A 20,515-nucleotide genomic window follows, 5' to 3' on the forward strand; every position below is an offset into this window, starting at 1 on the left:
CTTGTTTTGTGGACTAATTGCCGGCAAAAGTAGTGGAAAATGTAATAACAATGAAAAAAAGCTAAGCGATATCGCAGATACGGATAGCCTGTCTCAGAGAGGCTATTTTATCTGTATGGGAAGGAATAAATTCCTGTGCTACGTAGCCTTTGAAGCCTGTCTCGTAAATCGCTTTCATAATAGCCGGGTAATACAGTTCCTGCGTTTCATCGATCTCATTACGTCCCGGTACACCGCCGGTATGATAATGGGCGATGAAGGCGTGATTATCGCGGATATTACGGATTACATCCCCCTCCATGATCTGCATGTGGTAAATATCGTACAGCAGTTTAAAATTTTCAGAACCTACTGATTTACAGAGCGCTACTCCCCAGGCAGTATGATCGCACTGGTAATCGTGGTGATCTACCTTGCTGTTGAGCAGCTCCATTACCAGGGTTACCTTTTTCTTTTCCGCGTAACTGATGATACGTTGAAGTCCTCTGGTACAGTTTTCAATACCTTGCTGGGCATCCATACCATTGCTGTTGCCGGAAAAGCATATCAGGTTGCGGAAGCCGGCTTTGGCAGTTTCGTCTATATAATACCTGAAATATTCCTCCAGTTTATCATGGTGGGCAAGGGTGTTGAATCCCTTTGTGATACCCCATTCAGGGCCATTGCTGGCCACCATGGCGCATGTCATATCATGTTTTTTCAGGATGGCGAAATCTTTGGGCGCCACCAGGTCGATAGAAGGGATGCCTATTTTTTTGGCTGCCCGGCACAATTGCTCCAGGGGAATGTCGTAACACCAGGCGCAAACAGAATGGTTGATTTTTCCCTTCAGGGCCTCTCCTACTGTCAGATCGTGTGCTGCAACACGGTTGGAGAGCGATGATAACGCAGTGGATGCCAATGCCATAGTAGCTGCTTTTTTGATCATATCGCGGCGTGAGTTTTCCTCGTGCATAAGATATATTGCTTTAAACGGGCCTGAATTTAACGGAATTTAAGATCAGTTGCAAGCTGCTTAACGTATATATACGTAAAAGGCTTTTTGCGTGGCAACCGTAAGTCCGGACCTGCGTTTATACGTACCTTTGTATCAGGATGACTATTTTGGTAAGTTATTTGTTTAAATATTGAAAAGCGGAGGTTGATATGGAAAAAAAATATACTCCCAGTTTATGGATCTGCATAGTGATGGATCTCCTAGGGTGCGCCAGTTATGCAGTCCCCGTTTTAGGCGATGTCAGCGATGTAATCTGGGCGCCGATTTCAGCTATTATCTTCTATCGCATGTTTGGCGGCTCCATCGGAACATTCGGCAGCGCCTTCAACTTCATGGAAGAGTTATTCCCCGGAACAGATTTTATTCCCACCTTCACCCTCGCCTGGGTCGTAAAACGCATCTGGGCGGCGCGCAGGCAACCCTCTTCCATTTGATTATTTAATCATTTGAGATTTAGTTATTTAAAAATGCAGCGAAGACATTCGCGAATACGTTCGCAACAATCTTCGCTGCATTTTTAAATAACCAAATCTCAAATAACTACATAACTACATGATCAGAAGTGGCGGAAGCCCGCTCCTCCTCCTCTCATGAAGCGCATACCGCCGCGTTCTCCGTTGCGGGTATTACCGCCGAATTTATTCAGGAAGTAGGTGAAGCTCACCATGAAGTATTGCTGCAGTACATTGGATTGTACGTCTTCGATATAGTTGTCGCTTACATTGCGGGAAACGCTTACATACTGGCGCAGCAGGTCAAAGCCCTGTATTTTGATCATACCCTGTTTTTTCGGGAATACATACTTGGCAATGTTGGCGTTCCACATGGTGGAGGTAAGGTTGTAACCCGTTGTGCGCCCGCGGTTCAGCGTACAGGTAATATCGCTGCCGGCCATGAATCCTAAAGGCAGATTGAAGTTGAAATCAAGATTAAAATTGTAATCCAGGTAACGTGTATTCTGTGAGGTAGGTAACGTATAGGTGGTGGCGTTATAGTTAACACCTGCACCTAAAGCCACATCCAGCAGTTCTTTATAGGAATAGCTCACATTGAAGTTCTGCGACAGCTGCAGTGAGTTGCTGTAGTTGAGCGTGCCCTGCGTCATGTTCACATCCCGGCTGTAGGCAACAACGGTACTGCTGTTCAGGTTCTGGCCTGGCGTTTTGGACAAGGGAATGGAATTGTGTACCATACCCCGCAGACTAAAATACCCGTTCACATTGACAGGTTTGCTGAACTGCTTTCCTGTGGCGGTATCCAGCCTGGTGGAGTTGACAATTTTATTGCTTCCGAAGGATGCGCTCAGGGATGAGAACATTCCCCTGAAAGTAACGTTGTTAAACTGATTATAGTTAATGTTCAGGTTGTTGTTGAAAGACGGCTTCAGGTCCGGGTTACCCTGCTGTACGTACAAGGCATTGCTGTTATCCGGCACCGGCTGTAACTGCTGCACCGTAGGCTGCTGCGTGGTTCCGTTATAGTTTATCCGTAAGCGTTTGTTTTTTGCAAACGTATAGTTGAAGGATGCATTGGGAGCAAAGTTCAGCGTACGTTGCTGTATCAGGCTGTCTTTCTGCGTTCTGAAGGAAAAGGTATTATTATCCAGACTGTTGAAGAGGAAATTAATACCAATGGTATAGTCATACTTCAGTTTGGTGGTGCGTAAGGCAAGGCCCGCCTGCTGATTCAGGGTACTGTTGGTAAATTTATTACTAAGCGAATCGTTCAGCTGATCGTAATCATTTTTTCCATTATCAAAATCGTAGGTATACTTTTTACTGTTGCTGTTATACCTGGTAACGCCGTAATTCACTTCCAGGAAGCGATCTTTTGCAAGCGGTTCCGTATACGTGAAATTAGCGCCCATACTGCTGCTCACCGAGTGTATGTCATTGCGCTGGTTGAACGTGGAAGAGCTGTCGTTGCTGAAGAAGTATACATTTGTTTTATTGAAGTTCTGCTGATCGTTGATGTTATTGCTGTAGGTAAGGTTCAGGCTCAGCGAGCGTCCCGGTTTGCGGAAGCGTTTCCTGAAAAGCAGGTTACCGTTGAGGTTCTGTGAATTTCCCTGTCCGTCATTGATGGTAGAACCTTTGTTGGTCGTGTCTTTATTGCTGTTGAGCGTAGCATAATCGCGGATGCTGTAGCTGCTGGCATTGGTAAAGGAATAGTTGGGGGTAAAAATGATGGAATGAAAGGAATCTATATTGTATTCAACACGAGCGGAGAAACGGTTGTTGCTGTTATCCGTCTGCGACATATTGCTTTCGTTGTAGTAGGTGGTTCCGGTACTGGCAAATGTTTGACGGGATGTTTTCTGGGCAACATCTCTTTTGGTATCATTAAAGAAATAGTTTCCGCTGAAGATCACGTTTTTGCTGAAGTCCTGGCTGAAATTCAGGCCAGTGTTCCAGTTGCGGGTGATGCCGCCGTTGTTGCCTCCCCCGCCTAAGCCCTGAGATATAATCATTCTGCCGCCGCCGCGACCACCTCCTCCACGGCCTCCCCCTCCTCCTCCGGCGCTGCTGAAGGTCATCTGGTCCTGCATGGAGTAGCCCATATTGTTGATATTATTACCCCCGCCAAGCAGCGACATCTGCTGGTTTTCGCGGAACCGGTTCAGGCTGAAGCTGCCCATAAAGCGGTCGTCGGTGCCATAGCCGGCCGTAGCGCGGCCAAACATACCTTTTCTTTTATCTTTCTTGATAACGATGTTGATAGCTTTTTCTGTCTGGCCATCATCTATCTGTGTGAACTGTGCCTGATCAGATTTTTTATCGATGACCTGTACTTTGTCAATGATATTGGCCGGAAGGTTCTTGGTAGCCAGTTTCGGGTCGTTGCCGAAGAAAGGTTTGCCATCTACCAGTACTTTGGTAACGGTTTCGCCATGTGCGGTAATGGCGCCGTCCTTATCTACCGTAACGCCGGGGAGTTTTTTCAGCAGGTCTTCCACCACAGCGTTCTCACGGGTTTTGAAGGCGTCTGCATTAAATTCCAGGGTATCTTTTTTTACCACGATCGGCGGTTTTTCATCAAGGATTTCTACTGCGTTGAGGTTAACGCCTTTATGTTCCATGGTGATATTGCCGAGTGCAACCTGTTTGTTGTCGTTGCTGATCTGGATGGCTCTGTTGATGGTTTTATATCCCAGGAAGCTGATGTACAGCCGGTAGGAACCATCTGCGATGCCGGTGATTTCAAAGTTGCCCTTGTTATCGGTAATGGCAGTATTGGCAACAGTGGAGTCTTTGGCATGCAGCAGCACAACGGTGGCTGCAGGCATGGCTTCTTTGGTGGTCTGGTCGGTTAGCTGGCCTTTGATCTTTCCTTGTGACTGCTGTGCCTGGGCATGCATAAATCCCAAACACAGTACCAGCACGAGTTGTATAAGTTTCTTCATAATGATGAGTCGCACGTAGGAGGTAAGATAGGATGAATTTATTCAATTAAGGTTGCCGCTTACGGAATTTTTCCATCTCCTGTTTTCTGATATCCCGCAGTTGCTCCAGGCTGATTTTTTCGGCATTGGCGGGTATGGTAAGATCGTTGTCTGTTATAGATTTCAGGCTTATTTCCGTAGCAATGAAAGCGCGTTTACTGCCTTCAGCAGAAAGTACTACTCCGTTGCTGTCGGGCAGCAGGCCGTTAACCGGGGAGTAGCTGAAGGGTAAAGCGGTGGTATACCAGACGGTGTAGGAATCATCGTGTAGCTTGATGGTAGCCTTTTTGCAGGGGTATCCGGCAATTTTCCTTGTCTTGTCACCTGCTTTGGGATCAGCGGTTACCACATAGTCTTCTTCAGCATAATAGGTTTTTTTATCATCGCCGGAAGTAGAGAATACCTGCAGGTATTTTTTATGTGCGAGGTCTGTGTATTGGGCGTTGTTGCGGAATCCCATCCGGCGCTGACCCTGAACGGCGGAATCCCGCTGCGGCCGCCTGTTGCCGAAGTCGGGCCGCTCTGTGGTAAGTTTACCGTTACCGTTGCTGAAGGTGAATAGCTGGGTGAAAGTAATTGTTTCAGGAATTTCTCTGTCGTTGTTATCGTCTCCGCCCCGGAAGCCGCGCATCCGCTCCGGATCTGTTTTAGCAGTTACCTCGTAGGTAATGGTGCCAGACTGCTGCGCCAGCAGCGGCCCGGAAAAAGGCAATACTACAGCGGCTGTCAGGATGATACGGGATAGTTGATTCATAACCTGTTTTTTTATACAAAAGTGTTGCTTCCGCCGGGCTTTTTGCGTTAAAAACCATTATTTACTGTTATTTACTGTTAATAGTTATCTTCCAGCGTTAATCTTCCTTATTTACTGTTAATTACTGTTAAGGATTTGCACCCTTTACAGGCGGATTGGATAGTTTTGTATGGATATAAAAATTATTGATGCGACAACGAATCCGGAACATTCTTATCCTTATGTGTATCTGTATCCTGGGAATATTTCTTTTCCAGGCTTACTGGCTGTATAACTCCTATCGTATCCGCCAGGAGCAGTTCAGTAAAGAGATTAACGAATCGTTGCGGCAGGCGGTTTTCAGCAAGCAGTTTACAGATGTAAACAGGCGGTTTTCCGGTTTCCCCGGCTATAATCATTTTTACCGCGATAAGGATTCCAGTGGGCGTATGAAAGTGCTGATAGAAAGAAGAATAGGCCGGGGAACGATTATCAGAAACGGGCCTCCGCCATCGCTGGACAGCCTGCGGCGGGAGGCACCCTCACGGATATACGTAGACACGCTGGCCAGGCAAATTTCCGAGTTTCTCATCACCAATAACCACAACGACAGCGCCAACCTCGTTAAACTGGATTCTATCTTCCGTACTGAGCTGCACAGCCGGCAGATAGCCACCCCTTATCATCTCGACACCTTTCACATGGATTTCAGCGGGTATGAAAGAGAGAGTTTCCGGGACAGTATCCGTAAAAGAGACCGCCGCCAGACATCTAAAATACCGTTCAACCCTGCCAGCAATCTGTTTGTTCAGGCAAGTTTTGAATCTCCCCTTCAGTTTATTCTGCAGAAGATGATGTGGACGCTGCTCAGCTCTGTAATACTACTGGTGCTCACCATCCTTTGCTTCATGTACATGCTGCGCACCATCCTGAAACAGAAACGGCTTTCCGAAGTGAAGAATGACTTCATCAACAATATGACGCATGAGCTGAAAACGCCTATCGCCACAGTGTCTGCTGCCGTAGAAGCCCTGCAGAATTTCAACGCTCTGAATGACCAGCGTAAAACGCAGACCTATCTTGATATTTCCAAAAATGAACTGCAGCGCCTGTCAGACCTGGTAGAGAAAGTACTGCATATTGCAGCAGAAGAAAAGGAAGATTTTGAACTGTTCCGGGAAGATGTTGACCTGAATGAAGTGGTAGACAATATCCTCACCAATCATCAGCTGAAAGCCACCAAACAGCTGCAGCTGAGATATGACAACAAAATACCCGATACCACTGTTTTTGTAGACAGAACCCATCTGGCCAATGCCATCAATAACCTGGTGGATAACGCCATCAAATATTCCGGCGATCCGGTTCAGCTTTATATCCAGACCAGCATAGAAGACCGGAAGCTGAAGATCCGCGTGAAAGACAATGGCATCGGTATTCCCAGAACATACCAGGAAAATATCTTTGATAAATTTTTCAGGGTGCCTACCGGCAACCTGCATAACGTAAAGGGCTTCGGACTCGGCCTGAGCTATGTGAAGAAAATCGTGGAAATGCATGGCGGCACCATCCGCGTTCACAGCGAGCCGGAGAAGGGCGCCGAATTTATCATCATCATCCCCGCCGCATAGCGCTATTTAAAAACAGGATTATGGCAAAAGTATTACTGATAGAAGATGAGTGGCAGCTTGGCCAGATTGTGAAAGACAGCCTCGAAACACGGGGATTTGAAATGCTGTATGCAGCAGACGGAAAAGAAGGCCTGAAACTGTATCAGCAGGAACGCCCGGACGTAGTGGTACTGGACATCATGATGCCCAATATGGACGGCTTCTCCGTTACCGCCGAAATCAGGAAACAGGACAAATTTACCCCCATCATCTTCCTGACAGCAAAATCGCAGACCGCAGACGTCGTGAAAGGCTTTGAACTGGGAGGTAACGACTATCTCAAAAAGCCTTTCAGTATGGATGAGCTGATTGTTCGTATAAAGGCGCTGCTGCAGCGTTTCAGCAATCAGCCCGGCGCCGCTGGTATGGAAGAAGGCTCCGTTGTTATCGGACAATACGTCTTCAACTACGCCAAGCAAACCCTTACCCGCAACAATACCACCGAATTTCTCTCTCACCGCGAAGCCGAAATACTCCGTCGCCTCCACGACAACAAAAATGAGGTGATGGAACGCAAAACCGTACTGCTGGACCTCTGGGGAGATGATAACTTCTTCAATGCCCGCAGCATGGACGTATTTATCACCAAACTACGCCGCTACCTGAAAGACGATTCCCGCGTTCAGATTGTGAATATACGCGGGGTAGGCTACAAGTTGATATTCTAATTACGAATTACGAATTGCGAATTACGAATGTACAGCGAAGATAAAAGTGAAGACCAAAGCGGGTATTCGCCCCTGATCTTCGCATTTATCTTCGCTGTACATTCGTAATTCGCAATTCGTAATTCGTAATTACTTATAGCTTATCTTTGTTGTTTATGGAACAGTTAGTACAGCAAATAACAGCCTATAAACAGGAAATAGAGGCATTTACGCCTGCCGGTGCGGCGGATCTGGAACAGTACCGGATAAAATTTCTGGGTACAAAAGGTATAGTGAAAGCCCTTTTCGGGGAAATGAAGCAGGTACCCAACGACCGTAAGAAGGAGTTCGGACAGATACTGAATGAGTTCAAGCAGCTGGCAGAATCCCGCTATGAGCAGTTTTCCGAGCTGAAGGAAGCCACCGGCGGCAACCTGGAGGATATCGACTTTACCCTGCCGGCAGCACCACACAGGCTGGGCACCCGCCATCCTATCAGCCTGGTGCGCAACAAGATTATCCGCATATTCGAAAGACTGGGCTTTACCATTGCTGAAGGACCGGAAATAGAGGATGACTGGCACAACTTTACTGCGCTGAACCTCCCGGAGAACCATCCTGCGCGCGATATGCAGGATACTTTCTTCATCAGTAAGAACCCGGACTGGCTGTTACGTACACAAACATCTTCCGCCCAGGTGCGTGTGATGGAAGCCGGCAAACTGCCGATCCGTATCATCAGCCCCGGAAGAGTGTACCGGAATGAAACCATTTCCGCCCGTGCGCACTGCTTCTTCCACCAGGTGGAAGGTCTGTATATAGACGAAAACGTATCTTTTGCCGACCTGAAACAAACGCTGTATCACTTTGTGAAAGAGATGTTCGGCGAAAATACCGCCGTTCGTTTCCGCCCATCCTACTTCCCGTTCACCGAGCCAAGCGCTGAAATGGATATCTCCTGCTTTATCTGCGGAGGTACCGGCTGTTCAGTATGTAAGCAAACCGGCTGGGTAGAAATCCTGGGTTGTGGCATGGTGCACCCCAAAGTACTGGCCAATTGCGGCATTGATCCGGAAAAATATACCGGCTTTGCCTTCGGTATGGGTATAGAACGTATCACCATGCTGAAATACCAGATCAAGGACCTGCGCCTGTTCTCAGAAAACGACACCCGTTTCCTCGAGCAATTCGAAGGAACCATATAGTATTTGAAATTTGGCTATTTGAGATTTGGTTATTTAAAATGCAGCGGAGAGCGTTGCGGATATGATATACGCGAAAATCTCCGCTGCATTTTAAATAACCAAATCTCAAATAACCAAATAATAAAATTCCTCCTGATGATGGACTCTATTGCCGTATGCGGGGCTGGTACGATGGGTGCCGGCATAGCGCAGGTTGCGGCTGCCAATGGCTTTACCACTATCTTATTTGATATTCAGCAGCCGGGTCTTGATAAGGCCAGGGCACAGATTGAGAAGAGCCTGTCCGCTGCGGTGGACAAGGGAAAGCTGACCGCCGCCGCGAAAGAGGAGATATTGCAGCGGATCACCTTTACCGATGCCATAGAAAACTGTGTGGCGGAGGTGATTATAGAAGCCATTGTAGAGCGTATTACCGCCAAAACAGCCTTGTTTAACCAGCTGGCGGAGATTAATTCACCTGACACCATTTTTGCCACCAATACCTCGTCGCTGTCTGTTTCAGAACTGGCGTCCGGCATCAGTGTGAACCCTTCCCGCGTGGTGGGCATGCATTTCTTTAATCCGGCCCATCTGATGAAACTGGTGGAAGTGGTGAGTGGAAAGGATACTGCCCCTGAAACAGCCGACGCTATTTATGAACTGGCGGTAGCAATGGGCAAGATACCTGTACGTGTAAAGGATTCTCCGGGCTTTATAGTAAACCGCGTAGCACGGCATTACTACCTGGAGGCTATGTTGCTGGCAGAGCAGCGGGTGGCCGATTTCAGCGCCATTGATCAGCTGCTGGAAAATGCCGGCTTTAAAATGGGGCCATTTGCCCTGATGGACCTGATCGGCAACGATATTAACCTGGCTGTAACACAATCACTTTACGATGCGTTTAACCAGGCACACCGCTTTAAACCCAATACGCTGCAGGAACAGCGGGTAAAGGATGGAAAGCTGGGGCGTAAAACCGGACTGGGTTTTTACAGGTATGAATAATCGCCGTGTTTTCACGGCATAAATCCGCAGAATCGCTCAAATCACGGAAATCATTAGTTATTTTTGGGCCTGCAAACGTAAACGAATATAGTCTTCATGATTTTAGTAACCGGCGGTACAGGGTTTTTAGGCAGTCATTTAATTCGGTCTCTGGTCAATGCAGGCAAACCTGTGAGGGCTTTATACCGCAGGCAACCTTCTCCCCTGCTGCAGGACATTTCCGGCAAAATAGAATGGGTACAGGGCGATATACTGGACGTATGCGCGCTGGAAGATGCGATGGAAGGCGTTTCACAGGTATATCACTGTGCAGCGGTGGTTTCCTTTGCCCCCGGAGATGCCGCTGATCTCATGAAAATAAATGTGGAAGGTACCGCCAATGTGGTGAACCTGGCCCTCGACGCTGGTGTGCATAAGCTGTTGTATGTAAGCTCTGTGGCTGCCATCGGAAGGGCGAAAGAAGGTGCGCATATCGATGAGGAATGTGAATGGGAAGACAGCAGGCATAATTCCCGCTACAGCATCAGCAAATACCAGGGAGAACTGGAAATCTGGAGAGGCATAGCAGAAGGGCTGGACGCGGTAATGGTCAATCCTTCCATTATCCTTGGCGGCGGATTCTGGGAAGACGGCTCCGGAGCCCTGTTCAAAAATGCCTGGAAGGAATTTCCCTACTATACCGAAGGCATCAATGGATTTGTAGATGTCAGGGATGTGGTATCGGTGATGATACAGCTGATGGACGGCCCTGTCAGCGGTGAACGCTTTATTCTCTCAGCAGACAACTGGAGCTACCGGCAGCTCTTCACCACCATGGCGCAGGCGATGGGTAAAAAGCCGCCGCATAGGGAAGCAAAGCCCTGGATGGCTGAGATAGTATGGCGGGTAGAAAAACTGAAGGGAATGATGACCGGTAAAAAGCCGCTGATAACAAAAGAAACGGCGCATACCGCCCAGATGAAGGTATATTACAACAATCACAAAATATTAACCGCACTGCCGGACTTCCGTTTCCGGCCATTGGCGCAATCCATCCGGGAACTATCGGCCGAATTTGTACAGGGCCGCCAGGATGCTGTTACCTCAGCAGCAGTGCAGCAATAGCAGCCGCCAGGGTTGTCTGCAGCGCAGGATGGGAATCCTTACTTACCCATATACGGGGCTTTTCTCCCGGAATTACCGCCGCCACGGGCTGCCCGCGGTACTGGAATTCAAAACATATCTTTTCGTAGGAATTTACCTTGCCGAAGCGGTTATGGGCCGTAATACGTATATCCGTGTCAGTACAACGGAGTATGCCGGCTGCATTATTGTTGTTCAGCTCCATGTAGGTGGGCGACTTCAATATCATTTCCCAGCGTTTTAAGGGCTCATTCCGGGCGCCGTTGATAAGAGTGTAGCTTATGGGCGCATCAGGCGCTAAATCGTTTAAAGCAGCCGGTAAGGAGTGGTTATTGAAGGCCACACGGGTAGTATTCATGGTTTGTACCAGTATCCGTTCGTCATTGCCGGTTACATAAAAATTAAAGGGATTACCCGGCGATTTGATAAAGCTACCCATACCCTCAGCGATGCCGTTTTTACGGGAGGTAGTATTCCAGGAGCCGAAACTGATGGTTTTGGCAGTGAGCCAGCCATCGTGAATTTTCACCGGCCATTCCAGGTCATTGCTATAGAGGTTACCGGGGTTTTTTAACTGCCTGGGGGCGCTGCATGCGGTAAGGATAAGCAGCAGACAGATGATGAGATGTTTCATGTGATGTTGGCGGTTTGGGAGTTAAATTACGAATTACGAATTGCGAATTACGAATGAGGTACGGAGATTGGTGGAAATATTTTAAAATAATTCCGCTCCTGTCTCCGCACCTTATTCGTAATTCGCAATTCGCAATTCAACAGTATTAAATTCCTTTCACTTTCTCCCAGATCTCCGGAATACGTTTGATCCAGTTTAACTCTTTCTTCCTGGCGCGGGCATCTTCAGCAGGGGTGCCGAAGTAAACTTTGCCTGCTTCGAGATCGCCGGGTACGCCGCTTTGTGCGAGCACGACGGCGCCCTTACCGATAGTAAGATCTTTATTCACTCCTACCTGGCCCCAGAGAATTACGTTGTCTTCGATGATGGTTTTGCCGGCGATACCAACCTGGGCGGCAAAGAGGCAGTTCCTGCCAATAACAACGCCGTGGCCAACGTGGATCATGTTATCCAATTTGGTACCCTGACCGATGATGGTATCTCCACTCACGCCCTTGTCGATGGTACAGCCTGCGCCAATCTCTACATCGTTTTCAATAATTACCCTGCCGCAACTTAGCATCTTGTCGTACATCACTTCACGTTCAGCTCTCTTCTTGAAGTAAAAAGCATCTGCACCGAGTACGGTACCGGCATGAATGATCACATTGTCGCCGATAACGGTGTGGTCATAAATGGTTACGTTAGGATGAATCAGACAGTTGCTGCCAATGCGCACATGATTGCCAATGAATACGTTAGGTTGTATCACGGTGCCTTCTCCTATTACTGCGGAATCACTGACGGATTTGGTGGCAGGTTCAAACGGGCGAAAGCGCTTCACCAGTTTTACGTAAGCACTGAAAGGATCGTCGAGCACCAGTAACGCCTTACCTGCAGGTACGTCCACTTTTTTGTTGATGATGATAATGGTTGCTGCGGAGTTCAGACTGGCGTTGTAATATTTTTCAAAGTCTACGAAGGATATATCTCCAGGTGTAACCTTATGTATTTCGTTGATGCCTGACGCCATCAGCTGATTGTCGCCAACCAGCTCTGCGCCTATGTATGCCGCGATTTCCGTTATCGCAACGGGTACTTCGAACTTCATATGATCTCTGTTGTTGAATGATGATTAAAGTGCAACAAAGGTAGTAAATCGGAGAACGTAACACGCAATTTTAGGTGACAGGATGATCTCAACAGGGATGTTTCAGACTGCTGTTATCCACAATTATTTTAGTAGTGTGAATAAAATTTTTTGTAAATTTTTTCTTTTGTCATGAAATTCTTTTTAATATTGTGTAGGGAATCTTGTTTCCCTGTACTTACTAACCCATTCACATAACAAGAAAGTCTGATTGTTTAAACGGTCAGACTTTTTTTATTGCCTCTGAAATCCGCCAGCACCAGGCATTACAGCCGATCAGTATTTTTCTTCTCACAAATCATCCGCTCCTTTGTACCTGTTAAAACACCTTTTTCATCTGCCTGCCCCCTGAAACCGAAAGGACCTGTTTGGGTGGTTGGGGAGGAAAAAATGACCGGAAAACAGGAATTACGAATGACGAATGGAGAATTATGAATGAGAAGCGGAGATCAGTGAGGATATAAAGTTGAATATTCCGTTCCGGTCTCCGCTTCTCATTCGTAATTCTCCATTCGTCATTCGTCATTCAACACCTGCTATATGGCTTTGCTGAACAACTGTGAATCCGGCAATTTCCGCCACAGTCGTGCATCGAAGGCCATACATATATTGCGGATGAAAGGTTTGCCTTCGGGAGTAACCACCACTTTATCGGGCACAACACTGACCAGCCCATCCTGTTCCAGTTCCTGCAAACGCTGCAGTCCTTCCATGATGGCATCGCATTGAGTGTCTGCTTTACGCCAGCTGGTTTCGAAGGTGCACATAAGGTTACGGATATGACCGCGCAGGAGTATGTCTTCTTCGCTGAGCATATGACCACGGACTACCGGAAACCGGCCATTGTTTACCATCGTCTGCCAGGCGGCAACCTGCTTTTCATTCTGAACATAGGCATATCCGTTATCACCAATGGAAGACGCGCCCAGCCCCACCAGCAGAGACGTGTGGGAAACGGTGTAGCCCATAAAATTACGGTGCAGCTGCCCTTTTGCGGCTGCAATAAATAACTCGTCGCCGGGCAGCGCAAAGTGATCCATTCCTATCTCTGTATAACCATTTCTGGCAAACAGCTTTTTACCCAGTTCATACAATCTCCGCTTCTCCTCATCCTTCGGAAGATCTGCTTCGGAATAACGGCGCTGCCCCACTCCTTTTATCCACGGAACATGGGCATAACTGTAAAAGGAAATCCGGTCAGGACGTAACTGCATCACCTTGTCAATAGTATCCTGCATACCGCAGGCAGTCTGTAACGGCAAGCCATATATCAGGTCAAAGTTGATAGCGCTGAAACCCGTTGCCCGGGCATGCTTCACCACTTCCGCCACCATCTCAAAAGGTTGCACCCGGTTGATGATTTCCTGCACCCGGATATCAAAATCCTGGATACCCAGACTGATACGCCGGAAGCCCAGGTTGTACAGCGTCTGCAGATGCTCCGGGGTAGTATTGCCGGGATGACCTTCAAAACCAAGCGCGGCATCAGGCAGTAATGTTGCATGCTGATAGATACCATCCAGGAGCAACTGCAGATTTTCTGCACTGAAAAAAGTAGGCGTGCCACCGCCGAGATGTATCTCCCGGATACGCGGTTTGCCTTCGAAAGTATTGATATACAATTGCCATTCCTGCAGCAGCGCCTGTATGTACGGCACTTCCACCGCATGGTTTACGGTGATATGTTTATTGCAGCCGCAGTAGGTGCACAGCTTCTCACAGAACGGCAGGTGGATATACAGGCTGATACCTTCACGCTGATTATATTCCCGGAAGGATTTTTTCAGCAATGCCTTCCACTGCTCCAGGGCAAAACTGTTTTCATCCCAGTAAGGAACTGTGGGATAGCTGGTATAGCGCGGTGCGGCTACATTGTATTTGCGGATGAGGTTCATGATAATTTATGGTTTATGACAACAACTATGAACAACGGTTTCACTGCCGGCAGACATCACCGGGCTTATGTATGGAATGCCCAGGTTCAGCCCGCGCATGATGAGCAGTATACCCATGATGCCTGCAACAACCGGCACCAGTGAACGTATCCTGTTACGGATGCGTATACTTAACAGATGACTGAACCAGGTGACGGCTATCATCGCCGGCATGGTACCGGCGCCGAACAAAGCCATGAACATAGCTCCCTTCCACACATCGCCGGAAGCTATGGCGCCGGCAATGCCCAGGTATACCAGTCCGCAGGGCAGCAATCCGTTCAGCATACCGATGGCATAGAGCGTACTGAATTGTTGCCGGCGCAGTAATGTACCCAGCGGGTGTTTTATAAGGGCGGTGATGCTATCCGGAAGATGAATACCTTTTGTCCATCTGTTGCCGGTATATTTCAGTAATACGAACAGCAGTACCAGGCTGCCAACGGCTACTGACAACCACTGCTGCAGTCCGCCCAGCCAGAGCTGTTTGCCCAGCCACCCGAAAACCATTCCCATCAGGGCGTATGTGGTGATGCGGCCGGCATTGTAAAGCAGTATGCCGGCCATCTTCTTATAGCCCTGCAGGTGATGCACCGGTAAGGTGAGCGCTATTGGCCCGCACATTCCCACACAATGAAAGCTGCCTGCAAAACCCAGAATGAATGCTGAAATCATGGCCTTGTCTTTTAACGTCAGTAGATATTTAAAAACTGCTCCTGGTAGTAGGGCTTACCATTCACCACCCACTGCATTTTTACCTGGTATTTGCCGTTACTGAGCAACTGCCGTTCTATCTTCTGCTGGCCGGCACTGTTCAGTGCCAGCGGTAGTTCTACATCCTTGCCGGAATCAGACGGCCGGTAGAACTGCAGCCTGCCGGTAAGCTGCCGGCCCCGCAGTTCATCCGGAAAGGTGAGCGCTATTTCTCCGGCAGACATCGTGATGCTGACCGGAGCAGACAGCAGCTGCACGTTCTTCTTCCCATCTATCACCTGCTGGTATTTCAGTTCTTCTCCGTAATAGTCTGCCGTAACCATATCTATTTTCGTGCGCATGCTTTTAACAACCAGCGTTAATATGCCTGCAGCGAAAACGATAAACACGATAATGATTTTATGTCCCCAGTTCATGATGAATATTGTTAGGTGATGAATATGGCTGCCTGTCTACTGCACTGGTCCTAAGAAGGTGGTGCGCATGCCGGCAATTCTTTTGTTATCCTGATAGATGCCGATCTGCAATGCTGACTTGCGGTTATGCAGTGCGTTGCGGGGCATCACAATGAAAAAGGCGCCTTCTCCCTGTCCTTCTGCCTTCACTGTAATGGTGGAATGACCTACCATTTCTATTTTCCCGGCTTCGTCTTCCAGCTTCAGCACCAGCGGTATGGGCGTAGTTGTTTTGTTAATCAGCTTAATGCGGTATAAATTGGTAAGGCTGTCTGTGCCACGTTCCTGGTACAGCATACCAGCCGTGCGCATCACGGTGCCGCTCACCGGTTTGCGGCTCATGAGCATAAAGGTGATGATACCCAGCAGGAGGGTTAATATGCCGGCATATATTTTCAGGCGGGTAGTGAAATGGAATGGTTCCTTCTTGGCGATGCCGTTTTCAGATGCATAGCGTATGAGCCCTTTCGGGCGTCCGGTTTTTTCCATCATGCGGTCGCAGGCATCTATGCAGGCGGTACAGTTGGTGCATTCCAGCTGGGTACCGTTACGTATATCTATGCCGGTAGGACATACCTTCACGCACTGGGCGCAGTCAATACAATCCCCCAATGCACGGGATTCATCTTTACGGAACCTGCCACGCGGTTCTCCCCGCTGGTAGTCATATGCTACCAGCAGAGAGTTTTTATCGAGCAATACCCCCTGCAAACGGCCGTACGGGCATACTATTGTGCACACCTGTTCCCGCAGGAAGGCGAACACCCCGTAAAACACGCCTGAGAAGATAAGGATGGCGATAAATCCGCCGGTATGCCGGGATAAAGGATCAGTAATGATCTGTTGCAGGGCTTTTGCCCCGATGATATAGGCCAGAAATATGTTGGCGATAAGAAAGGAAAGGGCGTAAAAGATAAGATGTTTGGAGGTTTTCCGGATAATCTTATCCGTATTCCAGGGTTGTTTTGCCAGCACGCGCTGAGCGGCGGCATCGCCTTCAATCCAGTATTCAATGCGGCGGAACAGCATTTCCATGAAGATGGTCTGCGGACACATCCAGCCGCAGAAGAGCCGGCCGAAAGCCATGGTGAACAGCACAATGAAAAGAATAAAGGCCACCATCGCCAGCCCGAAGATGAAGAAGTCCTGTGGCCAGAAGATAGCGCCAAACAGTATAAATTTTCCTTCCGTAATATTCAGCAGGAATAATGGCCTGCCATTTATGGAGATAAACGGCAGGCTGAAAAAAACACTAAAATAAAAAAGGCTGACAAAGCTGCGGAGATTGTACCAGCGACCTTTCGGCCGCTGGGCAAATATCCAGTTACGCTTTCCCTGCTTATCAACTGTGGCTATACTATCTCTGAATGTGCTGTTGGACATGACTTATTCTTTTGCTCCCTGTGGTTCCTTTGGATTAGGCGGATTACTGCCATGGATGGATTTGATGAAGCTGGCCAGCTGAGCCAGCTGCTTCGGTGAAAAATCTTCCTGCCAGGCCTTCATACCTTTATCCGGAACACCGTATTTGATTGTTTTGAAAACCTCATTGATCTTGCCGCCATGCAGCCAGTAGTCGTCGCATAAGTTCGGACCTACCACCCCCTGCCCTTGCGGACCATGACAAGGTGCACAGCTGGAGATAAACATCTTCTGCCCGGCAGCCAGGTCATTGGGATCTTCCAGCAGTTTCACATTATTTTCATCGATATTATTGGCGGCATTTTTCAGAAATTCCGCTTTGGCAACTGCGGCTTTTTCTTCCGCCATCTGCAGCTCCTGTAGCTGGTTGGGAGCAGAGTGGGAAATTTCCGTGCGCCAGAAATAAATAACGCCGAAGCATACACTGAAAATGAATCCCCACTTCCACCACGGAGGCGTTGGGTTATTCAGTTCGCGGATACCGTCGAAGTTATGGCCCATGTCTTCCTCTGATTCGGAAGCGGCATCCAGGGTACGGGTTTTATTCATCCGCTCCATGAAGGTGATGCGCGGTTTGCCGGGCGCCGGCTCTTTCTTCGGTTTGCGCTTCCGTTTGATACCTGCCAGAAAGCGTAACACAAACAGCAGGGAGATGATTACCGCCAGCTCCAGCACAATGACAGACAGCAGCACATAAAAAGAGGTGGGCGACAGCCGGGAGAAATAAGGACTGGCGGCTGGTGTGGCCTCCCCGGCAAAAGCACTGCCGCTCAACAGCGTTAACGCGATCATGCTACCCACCGCCAGCATCTTACCGGATTCTTTCTTTATCTTCTCCCGGAAAATATCCATAGCTCCGATGACGGCATTGCCCAGTATACCGATAGCCAGCAACAACCCTATAATTACCGTGAGCAATACCAGCGCTACCGGGTCTGTCAGTTCTGACGGAGGCTCCGGGCCATTGGCCCAGGCGGGCGCGCTGCATAAAATAAAACTGAGCGTATATAAAAACTTCCTGTTCATACCTTGTAAACTTTTATAGGCTTTGGGTATCGTCATTATCTAATGGGATACGGCTTACATGATCCATCATTTTTTTGCTGGCGCTGAATGCCCACATAGAGGCCACCGTAAAGAATATGGTGAAGATCAGCAGCGATGCCAGCGGGTAGATGCTTACACCGGCAATAGATTCCAGGTAATTAATGAACTTCATGATCGATACATTTATAGTGATTAAAAATCTGCCTGGGTAGTTGCCTCCGGAGCCTTTTCAGGCGCCAGTTTAATATCCTTACCCATACGCTGCAGGTAGGCAATGAGCGCTACAATTTCTCTGTCTGCCTTCACGGGCAGCTTATCTTTTGCCAGTGTTTCACTGATGGCGCCGGCCTGCTTTTCCAGATCTGCCGTTGCCTGAGTTTCATAACCTGCAGGATAAGGTACTCCCAGCTTACGCATCACATTGATCATAGCGGGCGTTTTACTTTTATCGATGCGGTCAGTAAACAGCCAGGGGTATGGCGGCATGATAGAACCGGGAGACATAGATCCGGGGTCCAGCATATGGTTATAGTGCCAGCTGTCAGGATACTTACCACCTATTCTGGCCAGATCCGGACCTGTACGTTTGGAACCCCACTGGAACGGATGATCGTAAATGAATTCGCCGGCTTTGGAGTATTCGCCGTAGCGGGCTACCTCATCGCGGAACGGACGTATCATCTGAGAGTGACAGGTATAGCATCCTTCCCTGATGTAGATGTCCCGGCCATGCAATTCAAGCGGCGTATAAGGTTTTACGCTGCTGATAGTCGGAATATTACTTTTTATCAGGAAGGTGGGCACCATTTCGAGGATACCGCCAATGGCTACTATCAGCAGGCTGAATACGACCAGCTGTATAGGTCTGCGTTCAATCCAGTTATGCCAGTGTGCTTTACCGTGGGTAGTGATTACCTTGGGCAGCGGTGCGGCTTCTGTTGCTTCGTTGGCTACAAAGGAACCGCGGCGGATCGTTTTCCAGAGGTTCACAATCATCAGTCCCAATCCGCTCACGTAGAGGAGTCCGCCGAAGGCGCGCAGCGCATACATCGGTACTATCGTGGTCACTGTTTCCAGGAACTGATATTTCAGCTGTCCTTCTTCGGTAAACTGTTTCCACATCATACTTTGTGTAAAGGCGGCCCAATACAGCGGGATCACATAAAAGATAATACCCAGGGTACCGATCCAGAAGTGGGTATTGGCCCATTTGCGGGAGTAAAGCTGTGTGGAAAATATTCTCGGAATCAGCCAGTAGAGGATACCAAAAGTGAGGAATCCGTTCCATCCCAGTGCGCCGACGTGTACGTGGGCAATAGTCCAGTCAGTATAGTGGCTGATCGCATTTACATTTTTGAGGGATAACATAGGTCCTTCGAAAGTAGCCATGCCATAACAGGTGAGCGCTACCACAAAGAATTTCAGGATGGCGTCTTCCCTTACGCGGTCCCATGCGCCGCGCAGCGTCAGCAGCCCGTTGAGCATACCTCCCCAGGAAGGCGCTATCAGCATGATACTGAATACAGTACCCAGGGACTGCGCCCATTCGGGTAGTGCCGTATATAACAGGTGGTGAGGGCCTGCCCAGATGTAGATAAATATTAAAGACCAGAAGTGGATGATAGACCAGCGATAAGAATATACCGGCCGGTTCGCCGCTTTGGGTACAAAATAATACATCAGGCCGAGGTAGGGCGTTGTCAGGAAGAAGGCCACAGCATTATGGCCGTACCACCACTGTACCAGTGCATCCTGTACACCGGCGTACCAGCTGTAGCTCTTGAACAGCGCCAGCGGGTATTCAAAGGAGTTGATGATATGCAACATGGCAATTGCCACCCAGGTGCCGATGTAAAACCAGATAGCCACATACAGATGGGACTCCCTGCGGCGCAGGATGGTTCCCAGCATATTGGCGCCAAATACCACCCATATCAGGGTAATAGCAATATCGAACGGCCATTCCAGCTCTGCGTATTCCTTACCGGTGGTATAACCCATGAATAAGGTGAGTGCGCCGCCGGCGATGATAGCCTGCCAGCCCCAGAAGTGAATTTTACTCAGCAAATCACTGAACATGCGGGCCTTGCATAACCGCTGCAGGGAGTAATACACGCCCATGAAAATACCATTGCCGACAAAGGCAAATATGACGGCGTTGGTATGCACCGGGCGCAAACGCCCGAATGTAGTAGGTGCATAGCCCAGGTTAAGTTCGGGCAATACCAGTGTAAGCGCTGCCCATAGCCCGGCAAGCATACCTATAAGGCCCCAGAACACACAGGCATAGGCAAACCATTTTACCGTGCGGTTGTCGTAATAAAATTTCTCGAGTGACATATTGCTGTTTATTGTTGCTTAATAGATGTTGGAATTACGT

General features: G+C 48.6%; 18 protein-coding genes. 6 read left to right on the plus strand and 12 right to left on the minus strand.

The window, feature by feature from the left end; all coding sequences use genetic code 11:
- Window positions 1–61: 61 nt before the first annotated feature.
- Window positions 62–955, minus strand: a complete 894-nt coding sequence (locus GWG06_RS06555) for a hydroxypyruvate isomerase family protein (RefSeq protein ID WP_160712133.1) — start codon at window positions 953–955, stop codon at window positions 62–64.
- A 233-nt stretch (window positions 956–1,188) separates the two neighbouring features.
- Here GWG06_RS06555 and GWG06_RS06560 point away from each other — a divergent pair, with 233 nt between their 5' ends.
- Entirely contained in the window at window positions 1,189–1,431 is a 243-nt protein-coding gene (locus GWG06_RS06560) for a hypothetical protein (RefSeq protein WP_235938179.1), read from the plus strand.
- A gap of 122 nt (window positions 1,432–1,553) precedes the next feature.
- On the opposite strand, the gene GWG06_RS06565 is transcribed toward GWG06_RS06560, so the two are convergent.
- On the minus strand, window positions 1,554–4,400 hold the full coding sequence (locus tag GWG06_RS06565) for a TonB-dependent receptor (protein WP_160712135.1): 2,847 nt from the start codon (window positions 4,398–4,400) through the stop codon (window positions 1,554–1,556).
- A gap of 46 nt (window positions 4,401–4,446) precedes the next feature.
- On the minus strand, window positions 4,447–5,193 hold the full coding sequence (locus GWG06_RS06570; RefSeq protein ID WP_160712137.1) for a GLPGLI family protein: 747 nt from the start codon (window positions 5,191–5,193) through the stop codon (window positions 4,447–4,449).
- Between the two features lie 221 nt (window positions 5,194–5,414).
- Here GWG06_RS06570 and GWG06_RS06575 point away from each other — a divergent pair, with 221 nt between their 5' ends.
- The 5 genes from GWG06_RS06575 to GWG06_RS06595 all read left to right on the plus strand — a co-directional run bounded on the left by GWG06_RS06575 (window position 5,415) and on the right by GWG06_RS06595 (window position 10,782).
- Complete coding sequence (locus GWG06_RS06575; protein WP_160712139.1) at window positions 5,415–6,803, plus strand: sensor histidine kinase; 1,389 nt, start codon at window positions 5,415–5,417, stop codon at window positions 6,801–6,803.
- A 20-nt stretch (window positions 6,804–6,823) separates the two neighbouring features.
- Entirely contained in the window at window positions 6,824–7,510 is a 687-nt protein-coding gene (locus GWG06_RS06580) for a response regulator transcription factor (protein ID WP_127037468.1), read from the plus strand.
- Window positions 7,511–7,665: 155 nt separating this feature from the next.
- Window positions 7,666–8,694 carry a phenylalanine--tRNA ligase subunit alpha gene (pheS, locus tag GWG06_RS06585; protein WP_160712141.1) on the plus strand — a complete coding sequence of 343 codons (1,029 nt, stop codon included), beginning with the start codon at window positions 7,666–7,668 and terminating at the stop codon, window positions 8,692–8,694.
- Window positions 8,695–8,829: 135 nt separating this feature from the next.
- Entirely contained in the window at window positions 8,830–9,678 is an 849-nt protein-coding gene (locus tag GWG06_RS06590) for a 3-hydroxyacyl-CoA dehydrogenase family protein (protein WP_160712143.1), read from the plus strand.
- A 96-nt stretch (window positions 9,679–9,774) separates the two neighbouring features.
- Window positions 9,775–10,782 carry an NAD-dependent epimerase/dehydratase family protein gene (locus GWG06_RS06595; RefSeq protein WP_160712145.1) on the plus strand — a complete coding sequence of 336 codons (1,008 nt, stop codon included), beginning with the start codon at window positions 9,775–9,777 and terminating at the stop codon, window positions 10,780–10,782.
- Here GWG06_RS06595 and GWG06_RS06600 read toward each other — a convergent pair.
- The 9 genes from GWG06_RS06600 to ccoN all read right to left on the minus strand — a co-directional run bounded on the left by GWG06_RS06600 (window position 10,757) and on the right by ccoN (window position 20,475).
- The gene (locus GWG06_RS06600; protein ID WP_160712147.1) at window positions 10,757–11,434 is read right to left on the minus strand and encodes a hypothetical protein; all 678 of its coding nucleotides are present in this window, start codon (window positions 11,432–11,434) and stop codon (window positions 10,757–10,759) included. The genes GWG06_RS06595 and GWG06_RS06600 overlap by 26 nt on opposite strands.
- Before the next feature lie 145 nt (window positions 11,435–11,579).
- Window positions 11,580–12,524 carry a UDP-3-O-(3-hydroxymyristoyl)glucosamine N-acyltransferase gene (locus GWG06_RS06605; protein WP_127037477.1) on the minus strand — a complete coding sequence of 315 codons (945 nt, stop codon included), beginning with the start codon at window positions 12,522–12,524 and terminating at the stop codon, window positions 11,580–11,582.
- A 575-nt stretch (window positions 12,525–13,099) separates the two neighbouring features.
- Window positions 13,100–14,458 (minus strand): oxygen-independent coproporphyrinogen III oxidase, encoded by a 1,359-nt coding sequence (gene hemN / locus GWG06_RS06610; RefSeq protein WP_202182968.1) that lies wholly within the window; start codon window positions 14,456–14,458, stop codon window positions 13,100–13,102.
- 6 nt (window positions 14,459–14,464) lie between these two features.
- Complete coding sequence (locus tag GWG06_RS06615; RefSeq protein ID WP_160712149.1) at window positions 14,465–15,172, minus strand: sulfite exporter TauE/SafE family protein; 708 nt, start codon at window positions 15,170–15,172, stop codon at window positions 14,465–14,467.
- A 17-nt stretch (window positions 15,173–15,189) separates the two neighbouring features.
- A complete protein-coding gene (locus tag GWG06_RS06620) occupies window positions 15,190–15,627 on the minus strand; it encodes a FixH family protein (RefSeq protein ID WP_127037483.1) in 438 nt (145 codons plus the stop codon).
- A 36-nt stretch (window positions 15,628–15,663) separates the two neighbouring features.
- Complete coding sequence (gene ccoG, locus GWG06_RS06625) at window positions 15,664–17,049, minus strand: cytochrome c oxidase accessory protein CcoG (RefSeq protein ID WP_160712151.1); 1,386 nt, start codon at window positions 17,047–17,049, stop codon at window positions 15,664–15,666.
- A 3-nt stretch (window positions 17,050–17,052) separates the two neighbouring features.
- Window positions 17,053–18,114 (minus strand): cbb3-type cytochrome c oxidase N-terminal domain-containing protein, encoded by a 1,062-nt coding sequence (locus GWG06_RS06630; RefSeq protein WP_160712153.1) that lies wholly within the window; start codon window positions 18,112–18,114, stop codon window positions 17,053–17,055.
- A 13-nt stretch (window positions 18,115–18,127) separates the two neighbouring features.
- Window positions 18,128–18,307: a CcoQ/FixQ family Cbb3-type cytochrome c oxidase assembly chaperone gene (locus GWG06_RS06635; RefSeq protein WP_127037489.1), complete on the minus strand. Its 180-nt coding sequence runs from the start codon at window positions 18,305–18,307 to the stop codon at window positions 18,128–18,130.
- 20 nt (window positions 18,308–18,327) lie between these two features.
- Window positions 18,328–20,475, minus strand: a complete 2,148-nt coding sequence (gene ccoN / locus GWG06_RS06640) for a cytochrome-c oxidase, cbb3-type subunit I (protein ID WP_160712155.1) — start codon at window positions 20,473–20,475, stop codon at window positions 18,328–18,330.
- Window positions 20,476–20,515: the final 40 nt, after the last annotated feature.

Source organism: Chitinophaga solisilvae (assembly GCF_009928525.1).
GTDB classification, from domain to species: Bacteria; Bacteroidota; Bacteroidia; order Chitinophagales; family Chitinophagaceae; genus Chitinophaga; species Chitinophaga solisilvae.

What these genes read in the sequence shown, in the direction of transcription:
- GWG06_RS06555 (WP_160712133.1), bottom strand. Translation starts at nt 955, where the DNA reads ATGCACGAGGAAAACTCACGCCGCGATATGATCAAAAAAGCAGCTACT.
- GWG06_RS06560 (WP_235938179.1), top strand. Translation starts at nt 1,189, where the DNA reads ATGGATCTCCTAGGGTGCGCCAGTTATGCAGTCCCCGTTTTAGGCGAT.
- GWG06_RS06565 (WP_160712135.1), bottom strand. Translation starts at nt 4,400, where the DNA reads ATGAAGAAACTTATACAACTCGTGCTGGTACTGTGTTTGGGATTTATG.
- GWG06_RS06570 (WP_160712137.1), bottom strand. Translation starts at nt 5,193, where the DNA reads ATGAATCAACTATCCCGTATCATCCTGACAGCCGCTGTAGTATTGCCT.
- GWG06_RS06575 (WP_160712139.1), top strand. Translation starts at nt 5,415, where the DNA reads ATGTGTATCTGTATCCTGGGAATATTTCTTTTCCAGGCTTACTGGCTG.
- GWG06_RS06580 (WP_127037468.1), top strand. Translation starts at nt 6,824, where the DNA reads ATGGCAAAAGTATTACTGATAGAAGATGAGTGGCAGCTTGGCCAGATT.
- pheS (WP_160712141.1), top strand. Translation starts at nt 7,666, where the DNA reads ATGGAACAGTTAGTACAGCAAATAACAGCCTATAAACAGGAAATAGAG.
- GWG06_RS06590 (WP_160712143.1), top strand. Translation starts at nt 8,830, where the DNA reads ATGATGGACTCTATTGCCGTATGCGGGGCTGGTACGATGGGTGCCGGC.
- GWG06_RS06595 (WP_160712145.1), top strand. Translation starts at nt 9,775, where the DNA reads ATGATTTTAGTAACCGGCGGTACAGGGTTTTTAGGCAGTCATTTAATT.
- GWG06_RS06600 (WP_160712147.1), bottom strand. Translation starts at nt 11,434, where the DNA reads ATGAAACATCTCATCATCTGTCTGCTGCTTATCCTTACCGCATGCAGC.
- GWG06_RS06605 (WP_127037477.1), bottom strand. Translation starts at nt 12,524, where the DNA reads ATGAAGTTCGAAGTACCCGTTGCGATAACGGAAATCGCGGCATACATA.
- hemN (WP_202182968.1), bottom strand. Translation starts at nt 14,458, where the DNA reads ATGAACCTCATCCGCAAATACAATGTAGCCGCACCGCGCTATACCAGC.
- GWG06_RS06615 (WP_160712149.1), bottom strand. Translation starts at nt 15,172, where the DNA reads ATGATTTCAGCATTCATTCTGGGTTTTGCAGGCAGCTTTCATTGTGTG.
- GWG06_RS06620 (WP_127037483.1), bottom strand. Translation starts at nt 15,627, where the DNA reads ATGAACTGGGGACATAAAATCATTATCGTGTTTATCGTTTTCGCTGCA.
- ccoG (WP_160712151.1), bottom strand. Translation starts at nt 17,049, where the DNA reads ATGTCCAACAGCACATTCAGAGATAGTATAGCCACAGTTGATAAGCAG.
- GWG06_RS06630 (WP_160712153.1), bottom strand. Translation starts at nt 18,114, where the DNA reads ATGAACAGGAAGTTTTTATATACGCTCAGTTTTATTTTATGCAGCGCG.
- GWG06_RS06635 (WP_127037489.1), bottom strand. Translation starts at nt 18,307, where the DNA reads ATGAAGTTCATTAATTACCTGGAATCTATTGCCGGTGTAAGCATCTAC.
- ccoN (WP_160712155.1), bottom strand. Translation starts at nt 20,475, where the DNA reads ATGTCACTCGAGAAATTTTATTACGACAACCGCACGGTAAAATGGTTT.